Genomic DNA, 26141 nt, shown 5'->3' on the forward strand with positions numbered 1-26141 from the left:
TGGTGCGGCGGTGGGTTAGCCGGACAGGCCCCCCGGCCCCTCCTCCACGAGACGGAACACTCGGTCCAGGCCCGTGCGGCCGGTATCGATCTGCTCGACTGCCTTCTGCTGCAGCGTATCTCGCAATTCGGGCGCCGATTCCCACAATTCCCGGACAGCACGTGTCAATTCGGTCTCGAGGTTGTCGGCGTCGAGATGAACGACCCGTAATCCGGCGCCGAACATATCTGCCAATCCATAGAACTTGTCGTCGTAGTACTGGCTCGCCGTTACAGCGACCGCCGGAATACCTTGTGACAGCGCGAAAACCGCCAGGTGGTAGGCGCTGGTGACCAGCACCCGGCAGCGCGAGACCTGACGCGCCACATCCTGGGCGGTGCCGGCGCGGCCGATCACGGCGCGCACCTTGGCGGCGCCGGTCAGCAGCGGCAGGGTGTGGGTGCGATCCTCATCGTCGTACTCGGAGATGATGAGCGGGGCCAGGGCCGTGCCGAATTCGGCGGCCCGGGCGCGCACGACCGCGCCCAGGGTGTCGCGCGCGGAGTCGCTGACCTTCGAATAGTCGGCGATGCGCAGGCAGAGGCCGAGGTCGCCGCCGATCTCGGGACGTCGCATACGGTAGGAGAATTCGACGGCGTCGTCGCCGGTGACCAGTATCCGGTCCGCCGGAACACCGAGCTCCGCCAGGAGTTTCGGACCGCGCACGCCTTCGCGCAGGCCGATGAAGTCCACCTTGGGCAGCACCTCCGCCGCCCGCCGCAACAGCTCCGGATCGCGCATCGGGCCCATGCCCTGGCCGATCATCACATTCGGAATGCCCAGGCCCTGAGCGTATTCCAGCAGGTTGAGGGTGCGGTGCGCCTGGTAGAGGTCGACATCGGTCATATAGCCGCCGCCCTGCGCGATGACCAGGGAGGCGTCGCTGACCGCAGCCGGAACCGGGGGCAGCGGCGGCATCCCCGAGGACTCGGACGCCTGCTCCCCGCCGATCAGTGCACTCGCCTCGGTGCGCACCCAATCGCGCACCCCGCGCAGATGATGCTTCGGCACCTCCGTGGCGGCGCGCCAGTGCAGCGCCGCCGGACCGAGGAACCGGGTGCCGGTGACCTGATCGAGCTGACCGCCCAAACCGCTTCTGCCCCAATGGCCTCCGCCGCCCGCGAAGACCGGTTCGGCCTCCGGCAGCACCGCGCGCATCACCCGTGGTTCGTCGGTGAGCATTCCGATGCGGGCCTGTGGCCAGTGCTCGCGCAGCCGGTCCACCGTCATGACCATCATGGCGATATCGCCGCGATTACGCAGCCAATACTCTCCGTTGTCGACCAGCACCCTCAATCCCCCGGCACTGTTTTTCCCGGCACTGTCCCCCGCGCCAGACGTCCCCACTCTGAATTTCCTTCCGGAGCCCCGGTAAATACCGGTTGTTCTGTTCGGAGGGGCAGCACTGCCGCAGTAGCCCAACCACCGGAGTAGACGGACCCCCTCGTGCCGAGCACGAATCCGCAGCGAATCTATCGCACTGCGTCCCGTTCGCGCTATGGCCTCATCGAGGAGCACACAGGGCGGCATCGCCCACATCGTCCAGGTCGATATCGTGCACCTTCGCTGCGACGAATCCGGCAGCCCGTTCATGCTCACGGTGACAGAACGGCCGGCCGTCGCGCCCCCGTAGACGAAGGTGCCATGCACGGTGCCACCGTGACCCAGTCCTCGACACCGCAGGAGGTCGTCCAGTGGAACAGGCCCAGCCCGAAATCCTCTGAGCGACGCAGATCTCCACTGGGAACGCTCCGTTCCACCTCGGTCAGTTCCGCGGCGCCCAACACCCGCCCAGCCAGCACCGCCATAAGCGATTCATATCCGCATCGGTGGAGTCCATGGCCCCGTCGGCCAGACCCCCAGCCGGGGTCGATATCGGTGACGTCGATGAGGTTGACTTTCCCCGCGATCAGATAGTTCGTATTCGAGCACTCGGAGCGATCCCCCGGTGCGAACTCCGCAGTCGTGGCCAGAGCAAGCCAATCAGTTCGTCCAACGACCGCGACTCCCCCAGGGCTACCACCGATTACAGGTCGAGACCCAGGACGTAATCCGGAATCCCACTGGTGTGCTGCAACATCACCGCAGAGACAAAGGACTTGGCATTACTCGCGATCCGATCCGCCGCGCCAATCCCCACTCCCCCAGACCGATAAGCGCCGTCGCCACCAGGATTCCAAGAGATTGGAGTACTGCAGGACAGCGACACATCTGGCCTCCCTCAGAAGAGCGAGTAGCAATCAACCGGAAAGCCACGTGAACTGCGCCGGGGGTAGGTTCGCCCCACGTCTCTCCGTGTTTTGTTCTCGAGAACGGGACCACAGCCAGTCGACCCAGCTGGTACCGCAGGTATCCCTCCCAACGGCGGAAGGTAAACCGGGTACCTATGCCGACGTGCCCAGCACGGCCATCTCGGGCTTTGCCCGCACCCCCTGCCAGACCAACCCTGCCCGGGAGGCAAGAAACCCAGGTGCACCGACCATTTCGGCATAGAAACCGTCGGCCACCGGGGATGGAACAGCGGGTCTCTCAGCGGCACAACGGTTATCGGGTCTGTGACCTACGGACGCCTGCTGTGCGGCCGAGTTGAGGCCGGTGCACCTGGGTTGTGTGCGCCGAGAGGCGGTGTTGGGTCCCTGGGTGCGGGCAGGGCCCGAGATGGCTGTGCTGGTGGCGTCGGGTGGGGTACCCGATTTACCTTCCGCAGTACGGAGATACCTGCGGTACCAGCCGGAAGACCGGCTGTGGTCCGGTTTCAGAGACAAATACGAAAAGACGAAGACCCGAAAGATCAAGGACGCCTGGAGACAAGGGATCGAGACCACGAGCTTGAAAGACTTCGGCTGGCAAATGCTTGTGGTGTTCGAAGATCGGCGCTGATGGCCGCGGCGGGACTGGGCGGGTGCGGGTGGGCGATGGCAGTGGACAGTGCAGGGCCGGGGTGGCCGGGGACTGGGGCATTTGGGTATGTGCGGGATTCGGACCGGCTGTCGCGTCGGCGGATCCACCTGAGGGTGTGTGTGCGGGGTGGCCTGCTATTCGCGGGCGTGGATACCGGGCCCTCTCATCGATGCCGATGAGCTGTGGGAGTGGGTTTGTGGCATCGAGTCACGTCTGCTGCAGGTCTACTCGGTCTTGACCCGTTCTGATCGTTCACTTCAGCGGCCAGCGCCTGCGGGCACTTGGTGAGCGATGGCTTGTAGCACCGCCAGGACCGGCCTGACGGTGCCTATGCGGGGCGAGTCGATATTCGCGGGTTGGGGTGGGGGTGGTGCGGGCATCGAGCCACACCTGCCATCGCCGCTGCTGTCGGTCCGCTCGGTCTGGGCACATTCTGGTCGTTCGACCTCGGCGGCCCATGCCTGCGGAAGCCTTGGTGGGCACGGTCTTTGACACCGCTGGGAGATATCGCTGCGCTGTCCTGTTATCGAGTCGGTGATGAGGGAGACAGTCAGCCGTCGGCCGCTGTTGTCGCCGTTCCCTGGTCCGGGCCGGATCTGGTTGATCGGGGGTCGATGGCCACGTTGATCGGTGTCGATAGCCACGAACACCTTGGTGGGCAACGGCTTGTAGCACCGCCAGGACCAGCCTGACGGTGTCTACAAAGGGGTGGGCCGCCTATTCGAGGACGGGGGTGGGGGTGGGGGTGGTTTTGCGGTCATCGAGCCATGCTTGTCGCCGTTCGCGTTGTGCCCGTTCGCGGGTGCGGATCTGGGTCAGGGCACCGGCCATCACCTCACCGGTGTGGTGCGGGTGATTGACCTGCGGAGTCCCGGTCGGGTCGATATGCGGTGGGGCGATCCACCCGGTCCGGCCCGGAAACGGTGTGTCTTCGCCCATGACAATGGTTTTCCAGCCGCCGGGGCCGTCGTGGATCATCGCGTGGCACCCATCGCAGGCGAGGGTGAGGTTGTCGATATCGGTGCGCCCGCCCTCGGCCCACCCGGTGACATGATGGGCCGCCGCTATCGAGGCGGGGGCACTGCACCCGGGGCGGGTGCAGCCCTTGTCGGAGGCGATCAACGCCAGTCGTTGTGCGGGACTGGCCAACCGATCCCGACCCCGCCCCAAATACAGGGGCAGCCCGGCCTTGTTCAACACCACCAACAACGGGCGGGTTCCGGCGGCCAGTTCCAGGGCTTGCGCGATGGTCAGGGTGCCCCCGGTCGCGGTGGTCGCGATCCCGGCACCCCGCTCCACATCCTCCAGGCGCATGGTGATGATCGCCTCCACGGGCAGACCGCGGTGGGAGCCGAGTTTGGGGCGGTCGAGCTGAAACCGCAGCACCGCCAGCAACGCATCATGGTTGCGTTGCGCCGCACTGCGGGTATCACGCTCGGCAGCGGCCTTGAGCTTGTCCCGGTCGAGGGTGCGGTCGGCGACCTTCGGGCTGTCCGGATCAGCGGGGTTGCACATACCGGGCCGGGCGAACTTGGCCAGCAAGGGTTCCAGGACTTCGCGCAGCGGTTCGGTGATCTCCCCGATCAGCGGGGACATGGCGTCGGCGCGCTTACGTCCGAGGGTGAGTCCGCGCATGCGGTCGCGGTCCTTGTCCTGGGTCAGGGTGCCGTCCGGGTCGATGTGGGCGAGGATGATCTCCCCGAGGTCGATCAGTTTGTCGGGGCTGCCGGTACGTGCGTAGGTGGTCAAAACGTCTTGGGCGAGGTCCTTCTGCCCGGGGTCGGCGGCGCAGGGGATGCGCTTGAGGACCTGCGTGATCCGGCGCACGTGATCGACCGAGATCTGGCCCTCGCGTTGGGCTTCGGCGACATACGCCAACTCCGGTTCCAGGTCCCCACCCAGGGCGGGTTGCGGGCTCAACTGCTTCGCCGCGTTGACCCGCGAAGCGGCGTCGGCGTGGGACAGGCGCAGGGTTTGTTCGAGGAATTTGATCGGGGAGGTTGATCCGGCGCGGGCGGCCAGGGAGCGGGTGCAGGTTTCGGTGACGAAGCGGTGTTTGACGGCTTCGAGTTTGCGCATGCTGGTCTCGACCTCGCCCATGAGCGCGATGAATTGCTCGTCGCACAGTGGGGTGAGGGAGGCGTTCAGGAGGGATTCCACGGCCGTGTCCAGTGCGTGTGCACTGGTGACGATTGTGGTTTCTCCCCCCGGATTCATGCCTCTATTCTACCGCCGGGAAACAGACTCCGAAAGGCGAAATGCGTTGTGATATCAAGCTATTCAGATTCCCGATTTGTTCTTTTTTGGTTTCTCTTCTTCTTGTCCAGGCGTCTTTTATCTTTTTGTTCTTTTACCGCAAGCATCAGGACGGGAAGAGTGGGCTGACCCACTTGCTGCACAACCACTTACCGTCTACGTAGTCCATGGACATGGTGACGTTTTGGTGGTCGGTTGTGTCGGCCTTGCCCTTTGTGGAGTTCACCTGAGTGATATCCACTGCGAGTTCGTAGTGTGTGGTGTTACCGGAAGTGACAGTGCATTTCGAATCTGTTCCGCGGGTGTGCTCGGAGTCTGACTCGAGAAGCAGTCGGATGGCGGGGAGTAGTTGCTGTGCCTGGGATTTCCATGTTCCTGTGGCACCGTTTTCGACTTTCGCCTGCCATCCGTCGCCGTCGGTGTAGTCGTAGGTCGTCATCAAAATGCCGTAGTCGCAGGCAGCCTTGGTCGCAGCGTCGCGGGAGGCATCGGTCTGGGTGACGCCGGGAACGAGCGCGCCGGGGCCGGCCCCCGCACCTGCGCCGATCGTGAATCGCAAGGCTCCACTGCCGAATCCGACACCGATACCCGCGACCACGATCGCGGCGAGCAAACCTGCGACGATGAGTCGCTTTCGTCCCTTGCGACGGGGCCGAGGAGTGGAGGGCACCTCGTGCACAGCGGGCGACGGACCTGAACCGTCTTGACGGAAGCCTCCCGGCGCTAACTGGGTCACCGCCGGTCCGTACTGCAACGGCGCGGCATTGTGCTGAGTCGTTTGCCCGTAAGCCGTTCGCGGATGCTGCGTTGTCCCGGCACCCTCGACAACGGCCAGCCTCGGCGCTGATACCGGCGGAGTCCACGGCGCACCACCGCGATTCGTCGCGGTCAGCGCGTGAGCAGCTGCGGCCGCCAATTCCCCGCAGGTGCCGTACCGCTGCGTGCGATCCTTGGCCAGCGCGCAGGCGATCACCTCGTCGAACGCGGTGGGTACCGCCGGATTCAGTTCGCTCGGTCGCGGTATCTGCCCGTTGAGATGCCCGTTGATCAGCTGGGCGGTGGTCGGTCCGGGGTACGGCAGTGCGCCGGTGAGCATGTGGAACAGCGTGCAGCCGAGTGCGTATACGTCGGCGCGCTGGTCCATATCCGTGCGCAGTTCGAACTGTTCGGGTGAGGCGTATTGGAAGCTGGCGTACATCTCACCGGTGCGGGTGAGCGCGCTGGTCTGGTCGAGGGCTTTCGCTATTCCGAAGTCTGCCAGGAATACCCGCTGTTCAGGGCCCCACGCCAGCAGGATGTTGGCGGGTTTCACGTCACGGTGCAGGACGCCGGCGCGATGGGCGTGGTCCAGCGCTCGTGCGGTTTCGCCGAGGATGCGCACCGCGTGGTCGGGGCGCATCGGTCCGTCGCGCAGGGCCGCGGCGACGTCTGTGCCCTCGATGTACTGCATGGCCATCCACAGCCGGTCCTCGTCGCGACCGCGGGCGTAGACGGCCACGATATTCGGATGTGCCAGTCGCGCCGCGGTATCGGCTTCGCGGAGGAATCGGGCGCGGACCTCGGCGTCGTCGGCTACGGCAGGGCTGAGCAGCTTCAGTGCTACCGAGCGCGGCAGGTCTCGATCGCGGGCCAGATAGACCTCGCCCATTCCGCCGACGCCGAGCAGACGCTCGATCACATAGCCCGCGAATGTCTGTCCCTGCGCGAGTGTCCTCGCCACGACCTCACTACCTCCGACTGCTACATGCTGCCGATCACCGTAACGCACACGGGGAACAGGTGAGGGTGCGGCAGCGGCTCCCGGGCGGCGGAAACCGAGGGGTCCAGTTGGTTGCCAATCGATAGCTCGCCGGGTCGAGCCTCTTGACATACACTTGCGCTGCAAGGGCGTTCGGGCCGCAACCGCGGTCCGGGTGGGTGACAAACCCGGGGGTGAGGGTTGTTGGCTGAGCCGCTTCGGGTGCATATGCACGGGTCCGAGTGGTTTTCCGCAGCACCTGGTGGGCTCAATCGGTACTTCACCGATCTCTATTCCGCATTGGCGCGGATTCCGGAAATATCGGTTACCGCAAGAGCTTTCGGTGCTGCGCCTCTCGGCGCGGGCTCATGGGGTCCGACCGGTCGGTCCACTGGGTGGCGGGTGCGGACTTCGTATCTTGATCGCGGGGAGTTGAAGCGGGGAACGGTGCTGGATCGACATTTCGCCCTGTACGGGGCCTCGCCCCTGGGGCGGAACCCGCTGGTCGTGCACTTTCACGGACCATGGGCGGCGGAGAGCCGGATGGCCGGAGAGGGCGATCGGTCGGTGCGGGCCAAGTACCTGGTCGAGCGGCTGCGGTATGCGCGAGCGGATCGATTCATCGTGCTGTCCAACCACTTTCGGCGATTGCTCATCGACGACTACCGCGTGAGCGAGGACAAGGTGCTGGTCGTTCCGCCGGGGGTCGACCTCGGCCGGTTCCCGCCACCGCAAGCCACGCAACCCACCGGCATGGTGCTCTGCGTGCGGCGACTGGAACGGCGCATGGGTATCGATGTACTCATCCGCGGTTGGCCCGACGTTGTGGCCGCGCATCCCGACGCGAGACTCGTGATCGTCGGAACCGGTACTGCCGAAACGGAATTGCGTGAATCAGCAGCCGGCGACAGCTCGATAATCTTCACCGGGCCGGTCACCGACGAGCAACTCACCGCGCTCTATCTCGAGGCCGATCTCACCGTCGTGCCGTCGCTCGCGCTCGAAGGATTCGGGCTCATCGCCCTGGAATCGCTTGCGGCAGGCCGAGCTCCCGTGGTGTCCGACTGCGGCGGACTACCGGATTCGGTCCGTGACCTCGATGCCACGCTAATTGTGCCGCCCGGTGATGCCGAGGCCCTCAGTGCCCGTATCGCCGACGCGCTGTCCGGCACCCGGCCCGATCCGGCAAAGTGCCGCGCCCATGCCGAGACCTTCTCCTGGGACGTAGCCGCCCACCGGCATCGGGATATCTACGCCGAACTGGCGGGGTGACGCTGTGAAGGCCGTCTTCCTCGCCCATACCGCGGCTCCCTCGGGCGCCGAACTCGCCACGCTGCGCCTGGTCGCAGCCATGCCCCCGGGGCACACCGCGGTGATCTACACCGAGGACGGTCCCATGGTGCGGCGTACGCAACAGCGCGGGATCGAAACCCGACTGGTGCGCAATGATTTCGACTCCCGAGCGATGACCATCCAGAAGGCCGGTCTCCGCAGTCTGCTCAACGGCTGTGCGGGACTGGTTCGACTGGGCTGGGCGCTGGGCGCCACAGTCCGCGAACTGGAGGCGACAGTGGTGGTGGCTGGTAGCACCAAAGCGCTGCTCATGGGCGCGGTGGCGGCGCGGCGCGCACGGGTGCCGCTGATCTGGCATGTGCACGACCGGATCTCGGCGGACTACTTCGGGCGCTGGCTGGCGCCGGCCCTTCGACTGCTGGGCTGGCTGGTGGCGCGCGGCAGCATCGCCAACAGCCGGGGCACCCTGGCCTCGCTCTACACCTGGCGGCGGCGCGCGCTGGTCGCCTATCCCGGAGTCGAATTCGACACACCGGAGTTCGCCGATCTCGCACAGGGCAGCGCGGCGATCACCCGCGCCGAGCAGCGCCCGGCCACCGAAACCGTCGTCACCGTGGTCGGCCGCCTCGCACCGTGGAAGGGCCAGGACCATTTCCTGCGCGCCCTGGCGGACGTGAGAATCCTGCCGCGCGAGGTGTTTCTGGTCGGGGGCACCTTCTTCGACGAGGAGTCCTACCGCGACGAGCTCGAGGTGCACGCCACCGCGCTGGATCTGCCCGTGACCTTCACCGGTCATGTCGAAGACCCGGAACCCTATCTGCGGCACGCGGATATCCTCGTGCACTGCTCGGTGCTGCCCGAACCCTTCGGACAGGTGGTCGTGGAGGGCATGCGCGCGGGTTGCGCCGTCATCGCCACCCGCCCCGGCGGTCCGGAGGAGATCGTGGACCCCGGCGTGAACGGCCTGCTCGTGGATGCGGGCGACCGCGCCCAGCTGACCCGCGCCCTCGACACCCTCATCGCCGATCAGGAACTGCGCGCCAAACTCGCCGAGGCCGCCCGCTATCGGGCCCGCGATTTCGATATCGCCGAATCCGCCCGCGCGGTCACCGATTTCCTGACGCTGCTACCCGGAACCCGGTGGCGCCGTGGATGACCAACCCGACCCCCCGCCTGGGTACGACCCACCCACCACACCGCTCTACACCCTGTCCAGACTCCGGCAGCGCCGCATCATGCGCCACAGCCTGGCCGCCGAGGACGACCGGGCCTCCGGCGAATCCCCCGGCGCCGCACCCGTACCGCCGGGCCACTCGGACGCGGACCCTCGCCGCGGAGCTACTCCGGCACCGCCTGGAATACCCCGCACCGCTTCAGGTTTCGCCGGACCGCGCAACGGCTGGGCGCCCTTCGCTGGACCACCCACGCACGCCGACTCCATCGCGGACGTCGAGTACTCCGACAGCGCTGTGCCCGGCAGGGCCGTCCAACCCGGCGAGCTGCCTGCACAGGGCACGTTCTCCGCAGGCAATCCCGTGCCGGACTGGGGCATTCACCCCGGCGGGCCATCGGCGAACGGTGGGCACTCAGGCGACAACGCCGCACCAGGCTTGGGCATCCACCTCGGCGGACCACCCATGAACGGTTCACGCTCACGCGACGGTGCCGCACCAGACCACAGCATTCAGCCCGGCGGACCGCCCGCGAACGGTTCACGCTCACGCGACGGTGCCGCACCAGACCACAGCATTCAGCCCGGCGGACCGCCTGCGAACGGTTCGCGCTCACGCGACGGTGCCGTGCCAGACCATGGCATGCAGCCCGGCGTACCGCCCGCGAACGGTTCGCGCTCAGGCGACAACGCTGCACCGGGCGGGGGTGTTCACCCCGGTGGGCCGCCAGCGAACGGCGCTCCCCCGGATCGAGGCGTGCCGGTACCGGTGAACGGGGCCGGGCGCTCGGCTCCGGCCGCCGGGCCGGACACCGCGCAATTGTTCATGGACGCAGTGGGTCTCGTGGACGGGGCGGCCGCCGCCAGTGCCGCGGTGCTCGGGGGATCCGAGGTCGGACCCGCACCGCTGCGGGATGAGACCGGGGCCTATGCGCCGTCGGCGGTGCAGGTCGAGCCGCCCGGTGCGGAAGCGTCGCAGCGGTCGGGCCATGGGAGACACCGGAAACCGTCGCGGCACGGGCTCGGGAGCATCGGCAGCATTCTGCGCGATATCGGGCTGGTGACCTTCGGCAAATACGGGCAGTACGTCATCACGCTGGTGACGGTGCCGCTGCTGGCGCGGACGCTGGGGCCGCACGGCACCGGCCTGCTGGCGATCGGCATGTCGTCGTATTTCATCGGGTCGCTCATGGTGGACCTCGGGATCACCTCGTTTCTGGCCGCGCGGGTGCACGATGAGGTGTCCAGCCGCATCGAGGTGAATCGAATGCGGGGAACGTATCTCGTGGTTCGCGGCACCACACTGGGCGTGCTCGGGGCCGCGCTGCTGGCGAGTCTGGTGATCGGGGTCCCGCCGCAGGCGCATATGGCACTGCTGGGCCTGTTCGCCGGTGGGTTCTGGTCGTTCTCGGAGGATTGGCTGCTCATCGGGCAGGGCCGGTTCGGGCGCTCGACCATGTATCAGGGGATCGGGCGGATCGGCTATCTGGTCCTGCTGGTGGTCCTGCTCCCCCGCTTCCCGAATGCCTCGCTGGCCGTCATCTGCCTGCTCGTCTCGTCCATCGCCCCGGTCGGGTTGACCTGGTGGGATTCCTTGCACACCTACGGACCTCCGACCCGGCCGCACGGGCTGAAGGCCATGCTGCGCATGGCCGCGCCGATCTTCACCTCCCGGCTGCTGGTGACCGGATACGGGCAGGGCTCGGCGGCGGTCTACGGCGCGGTCCTGTCGGCGGCGTCCCTGGGCCTCTACTCCGCGGGCGATCGCCTGGTCCGTGCGATCCAGTCGACCCTGGACCCCATCGGCTTCGCCCTGCTGCCTCGTATGGCGCGGCGCAGCACGCATGAATCCTTCTGGCGCAATTCGATTCAAGCGCTCGCTGCCTGCGTCTGCGCCGCCTGCCTGGCGGTGGTCGCGGTGTGGATCCTGGCCCCGGTGCTCATCCACCTGATCTACACCGATGATTTCAACGGCGCGATCCCGATGCTGCGGGTCGAGGTGCTCATCCTGCCCGCCACCACCATCTCGTCCTATGTGACCACCGCGATCCTGCCGGTCAAGCAGGACACCGTCGGGGTGCTCGTCGGCGCGATCATCGGCACCTGCGTGGCCCTGGTCGCGCTCACCGCCGCGGCCCGCACCCAGTCGGTGTGGACGCTCGTCTACGGCACGGTGTCCGCGGAAATCAGTGTCGCGGTGTGGTACATCATCCGAATGCGGTGGCTCATCGTCCGGGAGCGGGCGGTGCGCAGCGGGGCGCTCGAAGCCGCCGCCGTCTTGTTGCGCAAGGGGGATTTGGCGTGAAGTTGCTCTTCGTCGGGGACGACTGGGTGGGTAGCAACGCTCGCTCGCTGGCCGACGGGTTCCGGCAGGCGGGGCACGAGGTGGTGGTGATCGATACCACCGCGGTCACCCTGCCCGCGCGATTGTCGCCGCCGTGGGTGTACTCGAAGATCGCACGCCGGCGCGCGCCCTGGGATGTGGAGGCCATCCACGCCAGGATCGAGTCCACCGCAGCGGATTTCAAGCCCGACGTGCTGTTCGCGTTCAAATCCGTCCACCTGGACCAGCACCGGCTGCTGGACACCCCGGCCGGGCAGCATGTGCACTACAGCCCCGATGACGTGTCCAATCCGTACAACACCAGTCCGGCGTACCTGGCCTGCGAATCGCAGTGGGACCTCATCGTCACCACAAAATGGCACAATGTCCCGGAGTTGCGGGCCCGGGGCGCACGTGCCGTGAAATTCGTTCGCAGCGCCTATGATCCGGCCTGGCATCACCCGTGCGCCCAGCGCGGGGCACGGCGTTTTCTGCTCGGTTTCATCGGCGCGGTGCGCCCGGACCGCCAGCATCTGCTGGTGTCTCTCGCCCAGGAGTACCAGGGCGGCATGCTCTTACGCGGTCCCGGCTGGGGGCGCATCCCCGCGCTCCGGCAGACCGCCGCGGAAGTCGGCGGCCCCGCCTACGGTGAGCACTTCTCCACCGCCGTCGCCTCGGTCACCGCCAATCTGGTGCTGCTGAACTCCGATAACCGCGACACCCACACCTGCCGCACCTTCGAAGTTCCGGCCGCCGGTGGGCTTTTCGTCGGCGAGCGCACCGATGAGCACGCCGAGCTGCTGCAGGACGAGTCCGAATGCTTCCTGTTCTCCGGCCCGACCGAACTGCGCGAGATCCTCACGCGCTGCGCGCGGTACCCGGATCAGGTCGCCAAGGTCGCCGAGGCGGGCTACCGCCGCATAGTCGGCGGCGGGCACAGCTACCTGGACCGTGCGCGCGAGATCGTCGACACCCTGGAATGAGTAACGGTGGGCCACCCGGCGCGAACATATGGGTGATGGAGAAGAGCTGATGGCCCTCGCGCAATTTCAAGTTCTGCTTGTCGCCGGCGCCTTGGCGACCATGGTTATTGCCGCCATGTACCTCCCGGGAGTGGCCCGGGTGTTCCTGATCGCACAGAGTGCGCACTGGTCGCTTTCCTATGTCGCGCGCCCGGCGGTCCTGCTGTGGGTGCAGCCGCAGCCGAACTTCGGTGACAATGTGCCCGATCCGCGACTGGCCGATTACGGCTACGACGCGAGCATTGCCCTGGTGCTGAAGCCGGTGGTGTTCGGATTGTGGGTGTACGCCGCGCTGGTTGTCGCCTACGCGGTGTGGACCAGACTGCGACCCGAGCACAATATCAACGAGAAGTCCGGCGGCGCCGCATATTTCGCGGGCAATCCGGTCTTCACCCAGACTCTCTTCCTGCTCTACGGCGTCGGCACACTGGGCCGGCTGGCCGCCGTCGCCAGCGGCAGCAGCGGCAGCGCCGGTGAACTCGAGAGCCCCAATCCGATCCTGAACCTGGTCTCCATTCTGGCGACCCTCGGCGCGATCGGATTGATCGTGTTCTTCCGCAGCGACAGCGCGCGCACCACCGCACTGGTGGTCGGGGCGCTCACCTGCGGTGAACTGGTCTGGACGGCGATGGTGCAATCCAAGACGCCGATCATGGGCGCGGCGCTGGCCATCGCGGTCCGCTTCGCAATGACCGGTTGGACGCGCGGCAAAGTGGCCGGGGTGCTGAGCATTACCGGAATCGCGGTCGGCGCGTTCGGCTGGCTGCAATCTCTCAAGACCACCACCGAAGCCAAATCCCAAGCAGCGCTGGTCGATTCACAGTACCCGGCGGTCGTCAAACCATTCCTGAGCATTCTGCGGCGCTTCGATCTACTGGAAGCCGCCACCGACGCCTGGTATGTCGGGCCGCACTCCTGGCTCACGCCGGGGCAGGTGGCCCAGCATGCCCTGCAGAGTCTCGTGCCCACCCAGTTGCTGGGCGCGGAGAAGTTCCGATCCGGCGCGGCCTGGGCCGATCAGGTGCGCGGCGCCTCGGTGGATATGTCGACGGTGCAGGTATCGCTGGCCGAGGGCAATATCAGCGAGGGATATGTGCTAGGCGGCTATGCCGGTGTGGCACTGGGTGTGACGTTCACCTTCGTCATGCTGATCATCTGGATCCACTCCCTCTACAGCCGCTATATCGGCATGGCCGTGCTCGGGCTGGCGCTCATCGAGGTGCCGGTGCTGTTCGAACGCGGCATTCTGGGGACCGTCGAAACGGTCGGCAAGAATCTGCAGGCCGTGGTGCTGGCCTGGCTGGCATATCTGGTCGTCGGTGAATACCGAAGACGGGTGGACGAAATTTCGAGTGCACCGATACCACCCGCGGAAACGAGGACAGCGCAATGGGTTTGATGGACTACTGGCACCTGGTGCGGCGGCGGTGGCCGATCATCGTGGTCGCGGTCCTGGTGTGCGGCGGGGGCGCGTACGCGTACGCGGGCACGCTGCCCACCGTGTACACGGCCTCGAGTTCGGTGTACGTGTCCATGGCGACCGGCACCTCGGTCAACGACTCCTATCAGGGCGGGCTGGCCGCCGAGCAGCGGGTGCGCTCGTATGTGGACCTGGCCAACAGCGTCACGGTCGCCACCTACGTGAAAGATCAACTGGGCCTGACCGCTTCGGTGAACGATCTGCGCGGGCGCATTACCGCGGCCTCGCCGCCGGCCACCACCATCATCGTCATCTCGGCGACCGACTCCACCGCCAACGGCGCACGCACGATCACCGATGAGGTGGTCTCGCAGTTCCGGGCGCTGGTCTCGAAGCTCGAATTGATTCAGACCGATGCGGCTCCGGCCGCACGCGTCGATGTGATCGACAAGGCGCAGACGCCGACGGCGCCGACCAGCCCGCAGAAGAAGCGGCTGTATCTGCTCGGCATCCTCGCCGGACTGGCCCTGGGACTGGGCGCGGCGTTCGTCCGTGACCGCCTCGACAAGCGGCTGCACACCTCCTCGGATCTGGAAGGCATTCTGCCGGTGCCGATTCTGGGCATCATCGATGACGGCCGTCCCGGCGCGGCCGGGGAACTGCGGCGGCTGCGCACCCGGCTCACTGAGGACCCGGAGCGCACCACCGTGCTGCTGACCTCGCTGTCCCCGCATTCGGAGCCGGATGTGGCAATCGGGCTGGGCCGGGCCTTCGCCGATACCGGCGCGAGCGTGGTGCTGGTGGATGCCGACACCTCGGGCCGGGGCTCGAGCACGCTGGTTCCGGTGAATGCCGCACCGGGACTGTCGGAACTGCTGCGCAGCAGCTCCTCCCCGGTGGGCGCGGTGACCTATTGGCCGGAGGTGGGCATCAGCGTGCTGGCCCTGGGCGGGCTCGATTTCCGCACCCCGGATCTGCTCGATTCCGATCGCTTCGGCGACATCATGTCCAAGCTGCGCAGCGAGTTCGACTTCATCCTGGTCGAGGCGGCCCCGGTGAGCACGGCCGCCGATGCCATCGCCCTGGCGCGCCGCTGCGATGCCACCATCGGGGTCATCGAGCTCGGGCACACCACCTCGAACCAGGTGCGCGGGTCGCTGGCCACCTTCGGGCACGACAATCGGCGGCTCATCGGAGCGGTGGTGTTCTCGCGTCCGCGCCATGCCTTCCGGGAGCTGCTGCAGCGTCCGCTGGCCCTGGTCAAACGGTGATCGAGGAGAACAGGGGGCTCGGAGACGAGCGCACGCCGGGCGACGCGGGGGTGCGCCGGCGGCGAATGCTGGCCGCAGGACTGGGGGTGGCGGCGCTGCTGCCGGTGGCGGCCGCCTGCGCCAAGGACGACGCCCCCGATACCGGATTCCGGTCGCCGCATGTGACCGACGCGCCCTCGGCCCGGAATGTCAAGGATTTCGGCGCGGTCGGCGACGGTAAGGCGGACGACACCGCGGCGCTCGCGGCCGCCGCGGCGGTGGGCGGCAAACCGCTCGTCCTCTATCTGCCGGCCGGCCAATATGTGGTGAAAAGCTTTCCGGCACTGCCGGATTACGCCACGGTGCTCGGCGACGGCGGCGATGTCACCACCATTGTCTACGAGGGTGATGACACGCTCATCTCACTGCAGCGCAGACAGCGGGTTCGGTTCTCCCGCATGGGTTTCTACCTCTCCGGCGCCAAGGCCACGGCGGTGCGGCTCTCGGACTGCTTCCGGTGCACGTTCGATTCGGTGGTGCTGCGCGGCAATCACCTCAGCGATAACGCGCCCCGCTACTTCGACCAGCGCGGGGTGGTGCTCGACCAGAACACCGGCGGCACCGCCATTATCAACTGCGATATCAACAACTTCGGCTACGGCATCGTCACCTCGTGCATTCAGAACTATGTGACCTCCTCCAAGCTGACCAATAATCACATCGGCGTACTCGGCACCGGCGGCGACCACAATGCCGGATTGGCCTTCGCCAATGTGGAATTCGTCTCCGACAATGATCCGCGCACCACCGATAAGCACCTGGTGGTGGACGGCCCCGCCAATGACTGGTGGCTGACCAATGTCTGGTTCGAGGGGGCGGATACGGCCCTGTCCATCGGTGCGAAGAGTGGCGGGCCCGCCCAGTTCGGCATGGTGAACTGCAAGGTGGCGGCCCGCAAGGTATGCCTGGATCTGATCTACTGCCGGCAGCCGTACCTGGCGAATGTGCAGTTCGATCCGGACCTGGACGCACCGCCGGTGGAGATCCGCATCGATGCGGCGGGCGCGCCGGAGGGCACCGCCATCAATCTCATCTCCGGATCCTTCGAAGATGTGGACCCGCACTCCTTTCCGGACGGCTGGCACGTCATCGGGCGCGGGCGCATTCACGGCGCGCGATTCTCCGGGACCATGGTGGCCCAGGCCAGTCAGCTCGGCGCCGACGTGTTCCAGGCGCAGGATCCCGGCGGCAGTGTCGTCTCGGCCCTGCTGCCCAGTGGCGCATATCTTTCCGATCGCAGCGACGGGGGCATCGTGATGAAGGATTCGGCGGGTGCGTATTGGCGGCTGTCGGTGGGGACCGACGGTGCGGTCAAGACCTCGCCACTGGGCAAGCAGCGGCCCACCGCATGAGCGCCGGGCTCGGCCGGGTCCGGCTGGGACCGGCGCATCTGCACGGCAGCACGGTGGTCCTGCGGCCGCCGCGCTTCACCGATTTCACCATGTGGCGGCGGCTGCGATTGCGCGATCGGGACCTCATCGAACCCTTCTGGCATACCTCACCACTGGACTGGGAGCAGCGGCACACCGAAACGCTCTGGGTGCGTGAGTGTCTGGAGGCCGCGACCGCCGCACGCACCGGAAAGCGCATCGCCACCGTCATCGAGATCGACGGGCGATTCGCCGGGCAGGTGGAGATCGGCGGCATCGATCAGCGGTCCCGGCAGGGTGAGATGGGGATCTGGATCGACTCGGAGGTGGCGCGACACGGATTCGCCGGTGTGGCCGTCGCGTCGATTCTCGACTTCGGTTTCGATGTCCTCGGACTGGAGCGGATCACCGCGCCCATCTCACCCGGCAATCGGGCGGCCACACAGGGCGCGGCGCAGATCTGGTTCACCAGGGAGGCCCGGATGGTGCTGCACTTCGACGTCGGCGGGGCACGGACCGACCATGATCTGTGGGCCATGACGCGTGCGGATATGCCGCCCAAGGGATTCACCGAGACCTGGATCGAATGGGTGCTGGCCAGCCGTGCCGGGCCGGTCCCGCCGGGTGAACGACTGCCGGACCGGATGCCCGCCGCATCGACGATCGCCCTGGTTTCGGCACGCTATCGCGCCGGGCAGCTGTGGCGGTCCGTCCGGCGGATATGGCCCGCGGGCGCCCTCACGCTGCCGGTGCCGGGCGTCGACGGTGCGGCACTGCGCACGCTCCGGCCCGCCGACGGCGCCGCCTGGCGCACCGCGCGGCGTAACGCCATTGCCGCCGGAAGCGAATTCCCCAGCAGTAGTGGCCATCTCGCTTGGTGGCGGGAGTTCCTCCGCGGTACCGCGGGTGTGCGCGCACCGAACGGCCTACTGCTGGTCATCGATGTGGATGGCAGTTATGCCGGGGAAGCCCGGCTGCTCGATCTCGATCTCTTCGATCGCCGGGCCCGGATCCAGGTCTGGGCCGATCCGGCCCGCGCCGATGACGCTGTGCGGTCGGCGGCGCTGCGCGCACTGCTGGACTACGCGTTCCACGATCTCGGCCTGTTCCGGGTGGCGACGGAGATCGAATCGGGGGACACCGCATCGGCCGCGGTCACCGCGCACGCGGGACTGCTCAAGGAGGGAACCATGCGCGGATTCGTCGGACGCTCCGGGCACCGCACCGATCACGACCTGTGGGCCGTGACGACCGGGGGTGCACCGCATGCGTGATTTCAGCCGCAGCAATGCGATTCAGTCCCGGCTGCACGAGCTGGTCCCGGGCGGCGCGCACACCTATGCGCGCGGGGCCGACCAGTACCCCGAATCCATGGCGCCGATTCTGGTGCGCGGCGCGGGCGCCCGGGTCTGGGACTGCGACGGAAACGAATATGTCGAGTACGGGATGGGGCTGCGCTCGGTCACGCTCGGCCACGGATACGCGCCGGTGGTGGAGGCGGTGGCACGCACCATTGCCGACGGAGTCAATTTCTCCCGGCCGACGGAGCTGGAACTGCTTGCCGCACAGGACTTCCTGAGCCTGGTTCCGGGCGCGGATATGGTGAAGTTCGCCAAGAACGGCTCCGATACCACCACGGCCGCCGTGCGGCTGGCACGCGCGGCCACCGGGCGGGAGACGGTGGCGATCTGCGATCAGCCGTTCTTCTCCGTGGACGACTGGTTCATCGGCACCACCGAGATGAACGCGGGCATTCCCGGATCACCCACGGTGACCTTCGATTTCAATGATCTGGCCTCACTGGAGACGGCGCTCACGGCACACGAGATCGCCTGCGTGATCCTGGAGCAGGGCACGGCGCTGGCCGAACCCGCACCGGGGTTCCTGGAAGGCGTACGCGCACTGTGCGATCGGCACGGCGCGCTGCTCATCTTCGACGAGATGATCACCGGGTTCCGCTGGTCTTCCGGTGGCGCACAACAGCTCTACGGAGTGCGACCCGATCTGTCCTGCTGGGGCAAGGCCATGGGCAACGGCTTTCCGCTCTCGGCGCTCGCCGGTAAGCGTGAGTACATGGAGCTGGGCGGGCTGCGGACCGACTCCGACCGGGTGTTCCTGCTCTCGACCACCCACGGACCCGAAACCGGCTCTCTCGCAGCGTTTCGCGCGGTGGTGCAGGCCTACCGGACCACGGACCCCATCGGGCGAATGGAATACGCCGGGCGGCGCCTCGCCGACGGCGTCAATGCCATCGCGGCCGATCTCGGTATCGCCGAACACCTCCGGGTCCTGGGTCGCCCGTCCTGTCTGGTCTTCCACACCAAGGATCCGGAAGGCCTGCCGTCCCAGCCCTATCGGACGCTCTTCCTGCAGGAGCTCCTCGAGCGCGGTGTGCTGGGGCAGTCCTTCGTCCTGTCCGCCGCACACACCGATGCCGATATCGACCACACCGTCGACGCGTGCGCGGAAGCCGCCACCGTGTACCGCAAGGCCCTCGAACACGGGACCGTGGACGGCCTGCTCACTGGGCGGCCGGTGGCTCCCGCCCTGCGCCGCAATGCTTTTCCTCGCCGCCTGCCCGATCTGTGAGAGGTACACCGATGAATGCCCCGCGCATTGCGATCGTCCACGAGCGGTTCACCGAGTACGGCGGTTCGGAGGCGGTGGTCGCGGAATTCATGAAGACCTGGCCGGGTGCGCCGGTCTTCGCGCCGATCGTCGACGAACCCTGCACGCTGGCGCTGCTGGCGGCGGCGAGCATGTCTTCCGAGGGCACCGGAGCCACCGAAGCCGCTGCGGGCACACGCTTTTCCGCTACCAGCGGCGAGCCCACCGGAGCTGATCAGCCGATCGGGACGCTGCACCACACGTGGCTGTCGCGGGCGTACGCGGCCACCGGGCGCAGATCGCACGCACCACTGCTGCCCTTCGTGCCGCGGGTGCTGCGCGGACTGCCGCTGGCGGAGAACTACGACGCGGTCGTGGTGAGCCATCACGCCTTCGCCACCCAGGCGGCATTCGCCACCACCGCTCCGGTGGTGGCCTATGTGCACAGCCCGGCACGGTGGGCGTGGGACAAGGCATTCCGGGCACAGGAGGGCGGTGGTCCGGCCGGACAGCTGGCGCTGACGGCCCTGGGCGCACTGGCCCGGCACCATGAGCTGCGGGCCGCGCCCCGGCTGGCGCATGTGGTGGCCAATTCGCAGGCGGTGGCCGAGCGGGTGCGGGACTGGTGGGGCATTCCGGCGTCGGTGGTGAATCCGCCTGTGCGGGTGGAGCGCTTCTCACCGGACCCCACCATCGAGCGCGAGGACTTCTTCCTCTTCGCCGGGCGACTGGTTCCCTACAAGCGGCCCGATCTCGCCATTCTCGCGGCGCAGCGGGCCGGGGTGCGGCTGGTGATCCTGGGCGACGGGCGCTTTCGCCGCCAGCTGGAAACCCTGGCCGGTCCCGAGACCACCTTCCTGGGTCCGGCCTCCGACGAGGTGCTGCTCGATATGTACCGCCGCTGCCGCGCACTGCTCATGCCGGGCGTGGAGGACTTCGGCATCGTTCCGGTGGAGGCCATGGCCTGCGGCGCGCCGGTCCTCGCGGTGGGCGAGGGCGGGGCGCTGGACACGGTGATTCCCGGCGTCTCCGGCGAGCACATAGCGCACGGTACGGACGAACAGGTCGTCGCCGGATTCGCCCGTGCCATGGGTGCTTTCGACCCCGCCGCCTACGACCGGGAGACCATCCGCAAGCACGCCGCCACGTTCGCGCCGGAGGAATTTCGCACACGAATCGCGGAAGTTGTGTCGCACATCAGTCGCTGAAAGACTATTCATGGATTGCGAAGCAATTCATGAATGACGGGTGAGGCTGTGGGTGAAGGCGATGGCGCTGGCGGCGCTCTCGTGACGGGTGGCGCGGGCGATATCGGCCGCGAGGTGGTGCGGCGGCTGGCGGCGACCGGCCGCGAGGTGATCATCGCCGATGTCGATGTGGCGGCGGCGCAGCAGCTGGCTGCCGAACTCGGCCCCAAAACCAGTGCGCTGCACCTGGATCTGCGCAGTGACGACAGCATCGAGGCGGCCGCGCACGCGGTGCGCGGCAGGATCTCGGCGCTGGTGCAGTGTGCGGGCGCGGCGATCGTGGAGCCGTTCCTGGACAGCACCGTCGCGCACTGGGACCTCATGCACCAGGTGAACCTGCGCGGCCCCATGCAGCTCACCCAGCACCTGCTGCCCGCCCTGCAGGAAGCATCCGGGGCACGCATGGTCTTCGTCTCCTCGGACGGCGCACGCGCCGGCGCCGCGGGCGAATCCGCCTATGCCGCCTCGAAATCCGGGCTGTTCGGTTTCGCCAAATCACTCGCTCGCGAGGTCGCCCGGCACGAGGTGACGGTGAATGTGGTGTGCCCCGGCCCCATCGAGGGCCGCATGGTCACCCACACCATGGCGCAGCACCGCGGCAAGCTCGAAGCCCTCCAGAAGGCCATTCCGATGAAACGCCTGGGCCGGCCCGATGAGGTCGCGGCCCTCATCTGCTGGCTGGCGAGCCCGGAAGCCAGTTACCTCACCGGCCAGCTGATCAGCGTCAGCGGCGGCATCACCATGCAGTGAAGGAGACGCCACCATGCCCACCCTCCCCATAGTCGACGCCCACCTGCACCTCTGGGACACGACGGCCAATCCCTGGTACCCGCAGCTACGCGACTTCGGCAGCGCCGCAGGACAGCCCGATCTGGGCCGCCGATTCCTACTGCCCGACTACGACCGCGCCGCGGGCACCGAGATCGCGGGCCTGGTGCACGTCTCGGCGACCTCCGCGCCGCAGGCCTACCTCGCCGAGACCCGCTGGATCGACGAGATCGCGACCGCGGACCCGCGGCCGTTCGCACTCATCGCCACGGTGGACCCCACCCTCCCGGCGGCCGAGCTGCTGGACCATCTCGAACAGCAGTCCCGCAGCGCGCATTTCCGCGGCATCCGGGTCTTCCAGGGCCTGTCCCCCGCCACGCCCGCCGCCGAGACCCTCGCGCACTGGCTGCAGGATCGTGATGCCGTCTTCGATCTGGTCACGCGCCCGGACGACATGCTGGATTGGATCGACTTCCTCGCCGGGTACCCGAAACTGCGGGTGGTGCTCGAACACCTCGGGCTGCCCAGGAGCACCGCCCCCGACGACCGCACCGCCTGGCACAATGCGCTCTCCCTGGCCGCCAAGGAAACCCAGTGGTTGTGCAAGGTCTCCGGCCTGGGCCTGATCTGCCCCGACCTGAGCTGGGAAGCGCTGGGCTTCTGGCTGGAGAGCAGCGTCCACCTGTGGGGCTGGCGCCGGCTCATGTTCGGCTCGAATATGCCCGTCGAGACGATCGCGGGCAGCTATCCGGACCTGCTGGCCACCGTCGACCACATGGTCAGCACCGATGCGACCGATCAGGAAGCCGAATTCTTCTACCGCACCAACGCATCCGACACCTACGGGCTCACGCTCTAGGGCCGCCCAGTCGCTCTCTGGATCCGCCGAGTCGCTCTCTGGGCCCGCCCAGTCGTTCGACCGCGGCGGCCACGCGCGCAATCGAGAGGTGCTCGGGTTGCGGCAGCTGGGAGACGCGGCGGCTGCCGGTCAGTTTGTAGTCCGCACCGATCAGTTCGTACATGCTGATGAAACCGTCGAGATCGTCGGAATCCTGGTCGCCGCGCACGATCCAGTAGGTGGGAATGCCGAGCATGGCATAGACCCGCAGTTTGTCGATGGCCTCGCCGACCTGACTCTCCGAGTGCACGGCCTGCACGACGGCGAACAGGTCGGCGGGATCGTGCACCGTGCTGTTCTTGGCCGGGCAGTGCCCGGGCCGGAAGACCACGCCGTCGGCGACAAAGTTGTGGAAGCCGATGTCATCGGGGGCGAAGCCGCTGCCGGCGATGTACTGATCACCCGCGATCTCGTAGCCGAGGTTGTTCCAGAACTCGAGCACGCTGAACACGATTCGGGAGTACCAGAACGTGACCGGCATGAGTGTCAGCTCCAATCGCCTGCTCTTACCTGACGAGACCGAAACACCATAACGTCAGATCAGGCATATAAGACACGCGCGGATGCGTGTACCGCTCAGCCGGGCGATTCGGGCAAATCAAGTGACGGGCCACACAGGACAATTGACCAGTTGCGCCCGAATTACTCACTGCACCGACGGTTACACCAAACCCGTTGTTACACACAAACACTCGAATTGCTACCGGGTGACCAGTCCCACACGCCCGAAATCCCCGTTTCGGTTGAAGGCACTATGAGCGCCCCGTAAAGTTACTCACCAGTTAGGCACGATGGTGTCCCTACCTCGGCCCGACATTCTGCTAGGGGGCCGTTCTCTATTCATCGTCCACATCCACCGACGCATGTCGGACGAACAACGTTGAGCACCAACATGTTCGTACATTAAGGAGGGGACGATGGTTTCCTACATCGTCACGGGCGGTACCGGGTTCCTGGGCCGTCGCGTCGTCGCCGGTCTGCTGGACCGCGATCCGCACGCTGTTGTCCACGCGCTGGTTCGCGAGGCGTCCGTCGCCAAACTGCACGAGATGGCCCTCGGCTGGGATGCCGAGGATCGGGTGTTCCCGCTGGTCGGTGACCTCACCGCACCCGGACTCGGACTGCGCGACGGCATTACCGGCGAGCTGGACGCACCCCGCGCCGACCATGTCATCCACCTCGGCGCCATCTACGATATGACCGCCGACGAGGACAGCACCTACGCCGCCAATGTGCAGGGGACGCGCGCCGTAGTGGAGCTGGCCACCGAGATCGGCGCGGTGCTGCACCACGTTTCCTCGGTCGCCGTCGCCGGTGATCACAAAGGCAAGTTCTTCGAGGACGACTTCGATCTCGGACAGCATCTCGATTCGCCTTATCACCGCACCAAATTCGAGGCCGAGAAACTCGTGCGCGAAAGCCGCGGCCTGCGCTGGCGGGTATACCGCCCGGCCATCGTGGTCGGCGATTCCCGCACCGGCGAGATGGACAAGATCGACGGGCCGTACTACTTCTTCCCCGCCATTGCCGGATTGGCCGCACTGCCGTCGGAACTGCCGATGCCACTGCCCGATCTGGGCGCCACCAATATCGTTCCGGTGGATTATGTGGCGGCCGCCATGGTCGAACTCGTCAACAAGCCGGGCTTGATCGGGCGCACCTTCCACCTCACCAATCCGGAACCGCAGCCGTTCGGCCAGATCTACGCCTCCCTGGCCCGCGCCGCCGGCGCACCCGCCGGATTCGGCACGCTGCCCGGCAGCCATGCCGCCCTGCACGCCCTCGGCGGACTGCCGGGCGTTCCGGCGGTGCGCGATTTCGTGCTCGAGCGCTTCGGCATTCCCGCCGAGGTCGCCCCCCATACCGCCTTCGCCTCGGCCTTCTCCTCCGACTTCACCCGGGCGCAGCTGCGCGGCACCGGCATCGAGGTGCCGAAGTTCGATACCTACGCCGCCAAGCTGTGGAGCTACTGGGAGGCGCACCTGGACCCCGATCGCGCCCGCCGCGGTGGCAAGGAGCCGCTGCAGGGCCGGATCGTGCTGGTCACCGGTGCGTCCTCCGGTATCGGCCTGGCCACCGCCCATGCGGTCGCCAAGCGCGGCGCGACCGTGCTCATGGTGGCTCGCACGCCCGAGGACATCGACGCCGCCGCGGCGGCGGTGCGCGCCGAAAGCGGTGCGGCCCAGGCCTACATCTGCGATATCACCGATGAGAAGTCGGTGGAGCTGCTCGTCAAGCAGGTGCTCGCCGACCACGGCCACGTCGATTTCGTGGTGAACAATGCGGGCCGCTCGATCCGCCGCTCGGTGCTCAATTCCACCGATCGCATGCACGACTTCGAGCGCACCATGGCCGTCAACTATTTCGGTGCGGTGCGATTGATCCTGGCACTGCTGCCGTCCATGCGGGAGCGCCGCTTCGGGCACTTCGTCAATATCTCCTCCATCGCGGTGCAGACCAAGGTGCCGCGCTTCGCCGCCTACGTGGCGAGCAAGTCGGCGCTGGACAATTTCAGCGAGATCGCGGCGGTCGAGAATGCCGATGCCGGTATCACTTTCACCTCGGTGCGGATGCCGCTGGTGCGCACGCCCATGATCGCGCCGACGGACCTGTACAAGTCCATCCCGGTGCATTCCCCCGATCAGGCCGCCGATATCGTGGTGCGGGCGCTGGAGCACCGGCCCAGCCGAATCGATACGCCCATCGGCACTTTCGCCCAGATCGTGGATATGGTCATGCCGTCGGTGAAGCGCGCCATCCTCTCGGAGGGCTTCCATATGTTCGGAGACTCCAAGGCCACCAAGCCGGTTCGCGACGGTGATGCCGCGCCGGCCGCGAAGAAGGAGTCCCGCAGCCCGCTGCTGGCCCTGGCGCCGATCGTGCAGCCGCTGATGGGCCTGCCCGCCCCGGCGGCCCGCATTGCCAACCGCATTCCGGGACTGCACTGGTAAGCCATTCCCGTTCAACAGCATTCGGCCCGGTGAGAAGTTCTCACCGGGCCGAATCGTTCGGGAGCCCCTCCCGTGGTCTTCTCAGACGTGGTTCGCCGCGAAGTTCACCGCGCCCACGAAACTGCTTCCATAGGCGACGTGGGCATTGGCATCGACACCCGCTCCGCAGATGGGATCGCCGCCGGTGCACCAGTCGCCGGTGCGAGAGGCGTACGCGCCGGGCACATTCCAGCCGATGGCCCGCATGGGATCACCGAACAGCAGGACCGCCGCGACGCGGTCGCCCAGATCGCCGGGCAGCTGCACCCGGCCGGGATACCAGGACACCGCGCCGGTGCCCAGTGCCGCGTGCACGACCGCCGCACCCTGCGAGTACCCCACCAGGATGAACCGCTGTGCCGGGCAGGCCGCGGCCTGAGCGGCCAAGTGCCCCACCAGATCCGCCGAGCCCGCACCCAGATTGAACGTGTAGTCCGCCGGATAGTTCACGGAGTACGCACTCGTACTCACGGGCAACCGGTCCTGCAGCATTCCGTATAGCGGATCGCCGACCGCGTCGCCGAGCCACCCGGGTTCACCCGTGCCCCGCGCCACGACCACGTCCACGTCGGTACATGCGTCCGCGTGGGCCCGAGGTAGTGGGAAGAACACACTCGCCACCAGCAATATGGCGGCGAGAACCCAAGCTATACGCCACTTTCCAGTCAGCACAACCCTTCGGTCGCCCATTGTTCTCACCCTCTCACGCCGTTGTGAGAGGCCCGGTGACTCTTGTCAGTGACAAGTGACAAACCGCCGGGCCATGTGACCCAAGGTAGGGAGAAGCT

General features: G+C 67.1%; 20 protein-coding genes. 15 read left to right on the plus strand and 5 right to left on the minus strand.

Annotated features, from left to right (window positions below; translation table 11 throughout):
* Positions 1–15: 15 nt before the first annotated feature.
* Complete coding sequence (locus OG326_RS28085) at positions 16–1329, minus strand: polysaccharide pyruvyl transferase family protein (protein WP_327140127.1); 1314 nt, start codon at positions 1327–1329, stop codon at positions 16–18.
* 208 nt (positions 1330–1537) lie between these two features.
* Here OG326_RS28085 and OG326_RS28090 point away from each other — a divergent pair, with 208 nt between their 5' ends.
* The gene (locus OG326_RS28090) at positions 1538–1672 is read left to right on the plus strand and encodes a hypothetical protein (protein WP_327140128.1); all 135 of its coding nucleotides are present in this window, start codon (positions 1538–1540) and stop codon (positions 1670–1672) included.
* A 1025-nt stretch (positions 1673–2697) separates the two neighbouring features.
* The gene (locus tag OG326_RS28095) at positions 2698–2919 is read left to right on the plus strand and encodes a hypothetical protein (RefSeq protein ID WP_327140129.1); all 222 of its coding nucleotides are present in this window, start codon (positions 2698–2700) and stop codon (positions 2917–2919) included.
* A gap of 738 nt (positions 2920–3657) precedes the next feature.
* On the opposite strand, the gene OG326_RS28100 is transcribed toward OG326_RS28095, so the two are convergent.
* Together OG326_RS28100 and OG326_RS28105 are read right to left on the minus strand one after the other, a co-directional pair.
* Positions 3658–5157 carry an HNH endonuclease signature motif containing protein gene (locus tag OG326_RS28100; RefSeq protein ID WP_327140130.1) on the minus strand — a complete coding sequence of 500 codons (1500 nt, stop codon included), beginning with the start codon at positions 5155–5157 and terminating at the stop codon, positions 3658–3660.
* Positions 5158–5302: 145 nt separating this feature from the next.
* Positions 5303–6916, minus strand: a complete 1614-nt coding sequence (locus OG326_RS28105; protein ID WP_327140131.1) for a serine/threonine-protein kinase — start codon at positions 6914–6916, stop codon at positions 5303–5305.
* Positions 6917–7162: 246 nt separating this feature from the next.
* Here OG326_RS28105 and OG326_RS28110 point away from each other — a divergent pair, with 246 nt between their 5' ends.
* The 12 genes from OG326_RS28110 to OG326_RS28165 all read left to right on the plus strand — a co-directional run bounded on the left by OG326_RS28110 (position 7163) and on the right by OG326_RS28165 (position 22324).
* Entirely contained in the window at positions 7163–8206 is a 1044-nt protein-coding gene (locus OG326_RS28110) for a glycosyltransferase family 4 protein (RefSeq protein WP_327146607.1), read from the plus strand.
* A gap of 4 nt (positions 8207–8210) precedes the next feature.
* Positions 8211–9383 carry a glycosyltransferase family 4 protein gene (locus OG326_RS28115; RefSeq protein ID WP_327140132.1) on the plus strand — a complete coding sequence of 391 codons (1173 nt, stop codon included), beginning with the start codon at positions 8211–8213 and terminating at the stop codon, positions 9381–9383.
* An 841-nt stretch (positions 9384–10224) separates the two neighbouring features.
* Complete coding sequence (locus OG326_RS28120) at positions 10225–11703, plus strand: lipopolysaccharide biosynthesis protein (RefSeq protein WP_442791059.1); 1479 nt, start codon at positions 10225–10227, stop codon at positions 11701–11703.
* Positions 11700–12704 carry a CgeB family protein gene (locus OG326_RS28125; RefSeq protein ID WP_327140134.1) on the plus strand — a complete coding sequence of 335 codons (1005 nt, stop codon included), beginning with the start codon at positions 11700–11702 and terminating at the stop codon, positions 12702–12704. The genes OG326_RS28120 and OG326_RS28125 overlap by 4 nt, the downstream gene beginning before the upstream one ends.
* A 49-nt stretch (positions 12705–12753) precedes the next feature.
* Positions 12754–14142 carry a hypothetical protein gene (locus tag OG326_RS28130; RefSeq protein WP_327140135.1) on the plus strand — a complete coding sequence of 463 codons (1389 nt, stop codon included), beginning with the start codon at positions 12754–12756 and terminating at the stop codon, positions 14140–14142.
* Positions 14133–15434 carry a GNVR domain-containing protein gene (locus tag OG326_RS28135; RefSeq protein ID WP_327140136.1) on the plus strand — a complete coding sequence of 434 codons (1302 nt, stop codon included), beginning with the start codon at positions 14133–14135 and terminating at the stop codon, positions 15432–15434. The genes OG326_RS28130 and OG326_RS28135 overlap by 10 nt, the downstream gene beginning before the upstream one ends.
* A 65-nt stretch (positions 15435–15499) precedes the next feature.
* Positions 15500–16825, plus strand: a complete 1326-nt coding sequence (locus OG326_RS28140) for a glycosyl hydrolase family 28-related protein (RefSeq protein ID WP_327146608.1) — start codon at positions 15500–15502, stop codon at positions 16823–16825.
* Positions 16822–18117 (plus strand): GNAT family N-acetyltransferase, encoded by a 1296-nt coding sequence (locus tag OG326_RS28145; RefSeq protein ID WP_327140137.1) that lies wholly within the window; start codon positions 16822–16824, stop codon positions 18115–18117. The genes OG326_RS28140 and OG326_RS28145 overlap by 4 nt, the downstream gene beginning before the upstream one ends.
* A complete protein-coding gene (locus tag OG326_RS28150; protein ID WP_327140138.1) occupies positions 18110–19432 on the plus strand; it encodes a glutamate-1-semialdehyde 2,1-aminomutase in 1323 nt (440 codons plus the stop codon). Before OG326_RS28145 ends, OG326_RS28150 begins: the two co-directional genes overlap by 8 nt.
* Positions 19433–19443: 11 nt before the next feature.
* The gene (locus OG326_RS28155) at positions 19444–20658 is read left to right on the plus strand and encodes a glycosyltransferase (RefSeq protein ID WP_327140139.1); all 1215 of its coding nucleotides are present in this window, start codon (positions 19444–19446) and stop codon (positions 20656–20658) included.
* Positions 20659–20691: 33 nt separating this feature from the next.
* Complete coding sequence (locus OG326_RS28160; protein WP_327140140.1) at positions 20692–21447, plus strand: SDR family NAD(P)-dependent oxidoreductase; 756 nt, start codon at positions 20692–20694, stop codon at positions 21445–21447.
* A 13-nt stretch (positions 21448–21460) separates the two neighbouring features.
* Positions 21461–22324: an amidohydrolase family protein gene (locus OG326_RS28165; protein WP_327140141.1), complete on the plus strand. Its 864-nt coding sequence runs from the start codon at positions 21461–21463 to the stop codon at positions 22322–22324.
* Here the strand turns inward: OG326_RS28165 and OG326_RS28170 are convergent.
* Positions 22314–22844 (minus strand): hypothetical protein, encoded by a 531-nt coding sequence (locus tag OG326_RS28170; RefSeq protein ID WP_327140142.1) that lies wholly within the window; start codon positions 22842–22844, stop codon positions 22314–22316. The genes OG326_RS28165 and OG326_RS28170 overlap by 11 nt on opposite strands.
* 436 nt (positions 22845–23280) lie before the next feature.
* Between OG326_RS28170 and OG326_RS28175 the strand changes: the two genes are divergently transcribed.
* Positions 23281–25314, plus strand: coding sequence for an SDR family oxidoreductase (locus OG326_RS28175; RefSeq protein WP_327140143.1), 2034 nt, complete (start codon positions 23281–23283; stop codon positions 25312–25314).
* A gap of 81 nt (positions 25315–25395) precedes the next feature.
* On the opposite strand, the gene OG326_RS28180 is transcribed toward OG326_RS28175, so the two are convergent.
* Positions 25396–26043, minus strand: a complete 648-nt coding sequence (locus tag OG326_RS28180) for a cutinase family protein (protein WP_327140144.1) — start codon at positions 26041–26043, stop codon at positions 25396–25398.
* Positions 26044–26141 lie beyond the last annotated feature (98 nt).

The sequence above is a fragment of the Nocardia sp. NBC_01327 genome (genome assembly GCF_035958815.1).
Taxonomy (GTDB): domain Bacteria; phylum Actinomycetota; class Actinomycetes; order Mycobacteriales; family Mycobacteriaceae; genus Nocardia.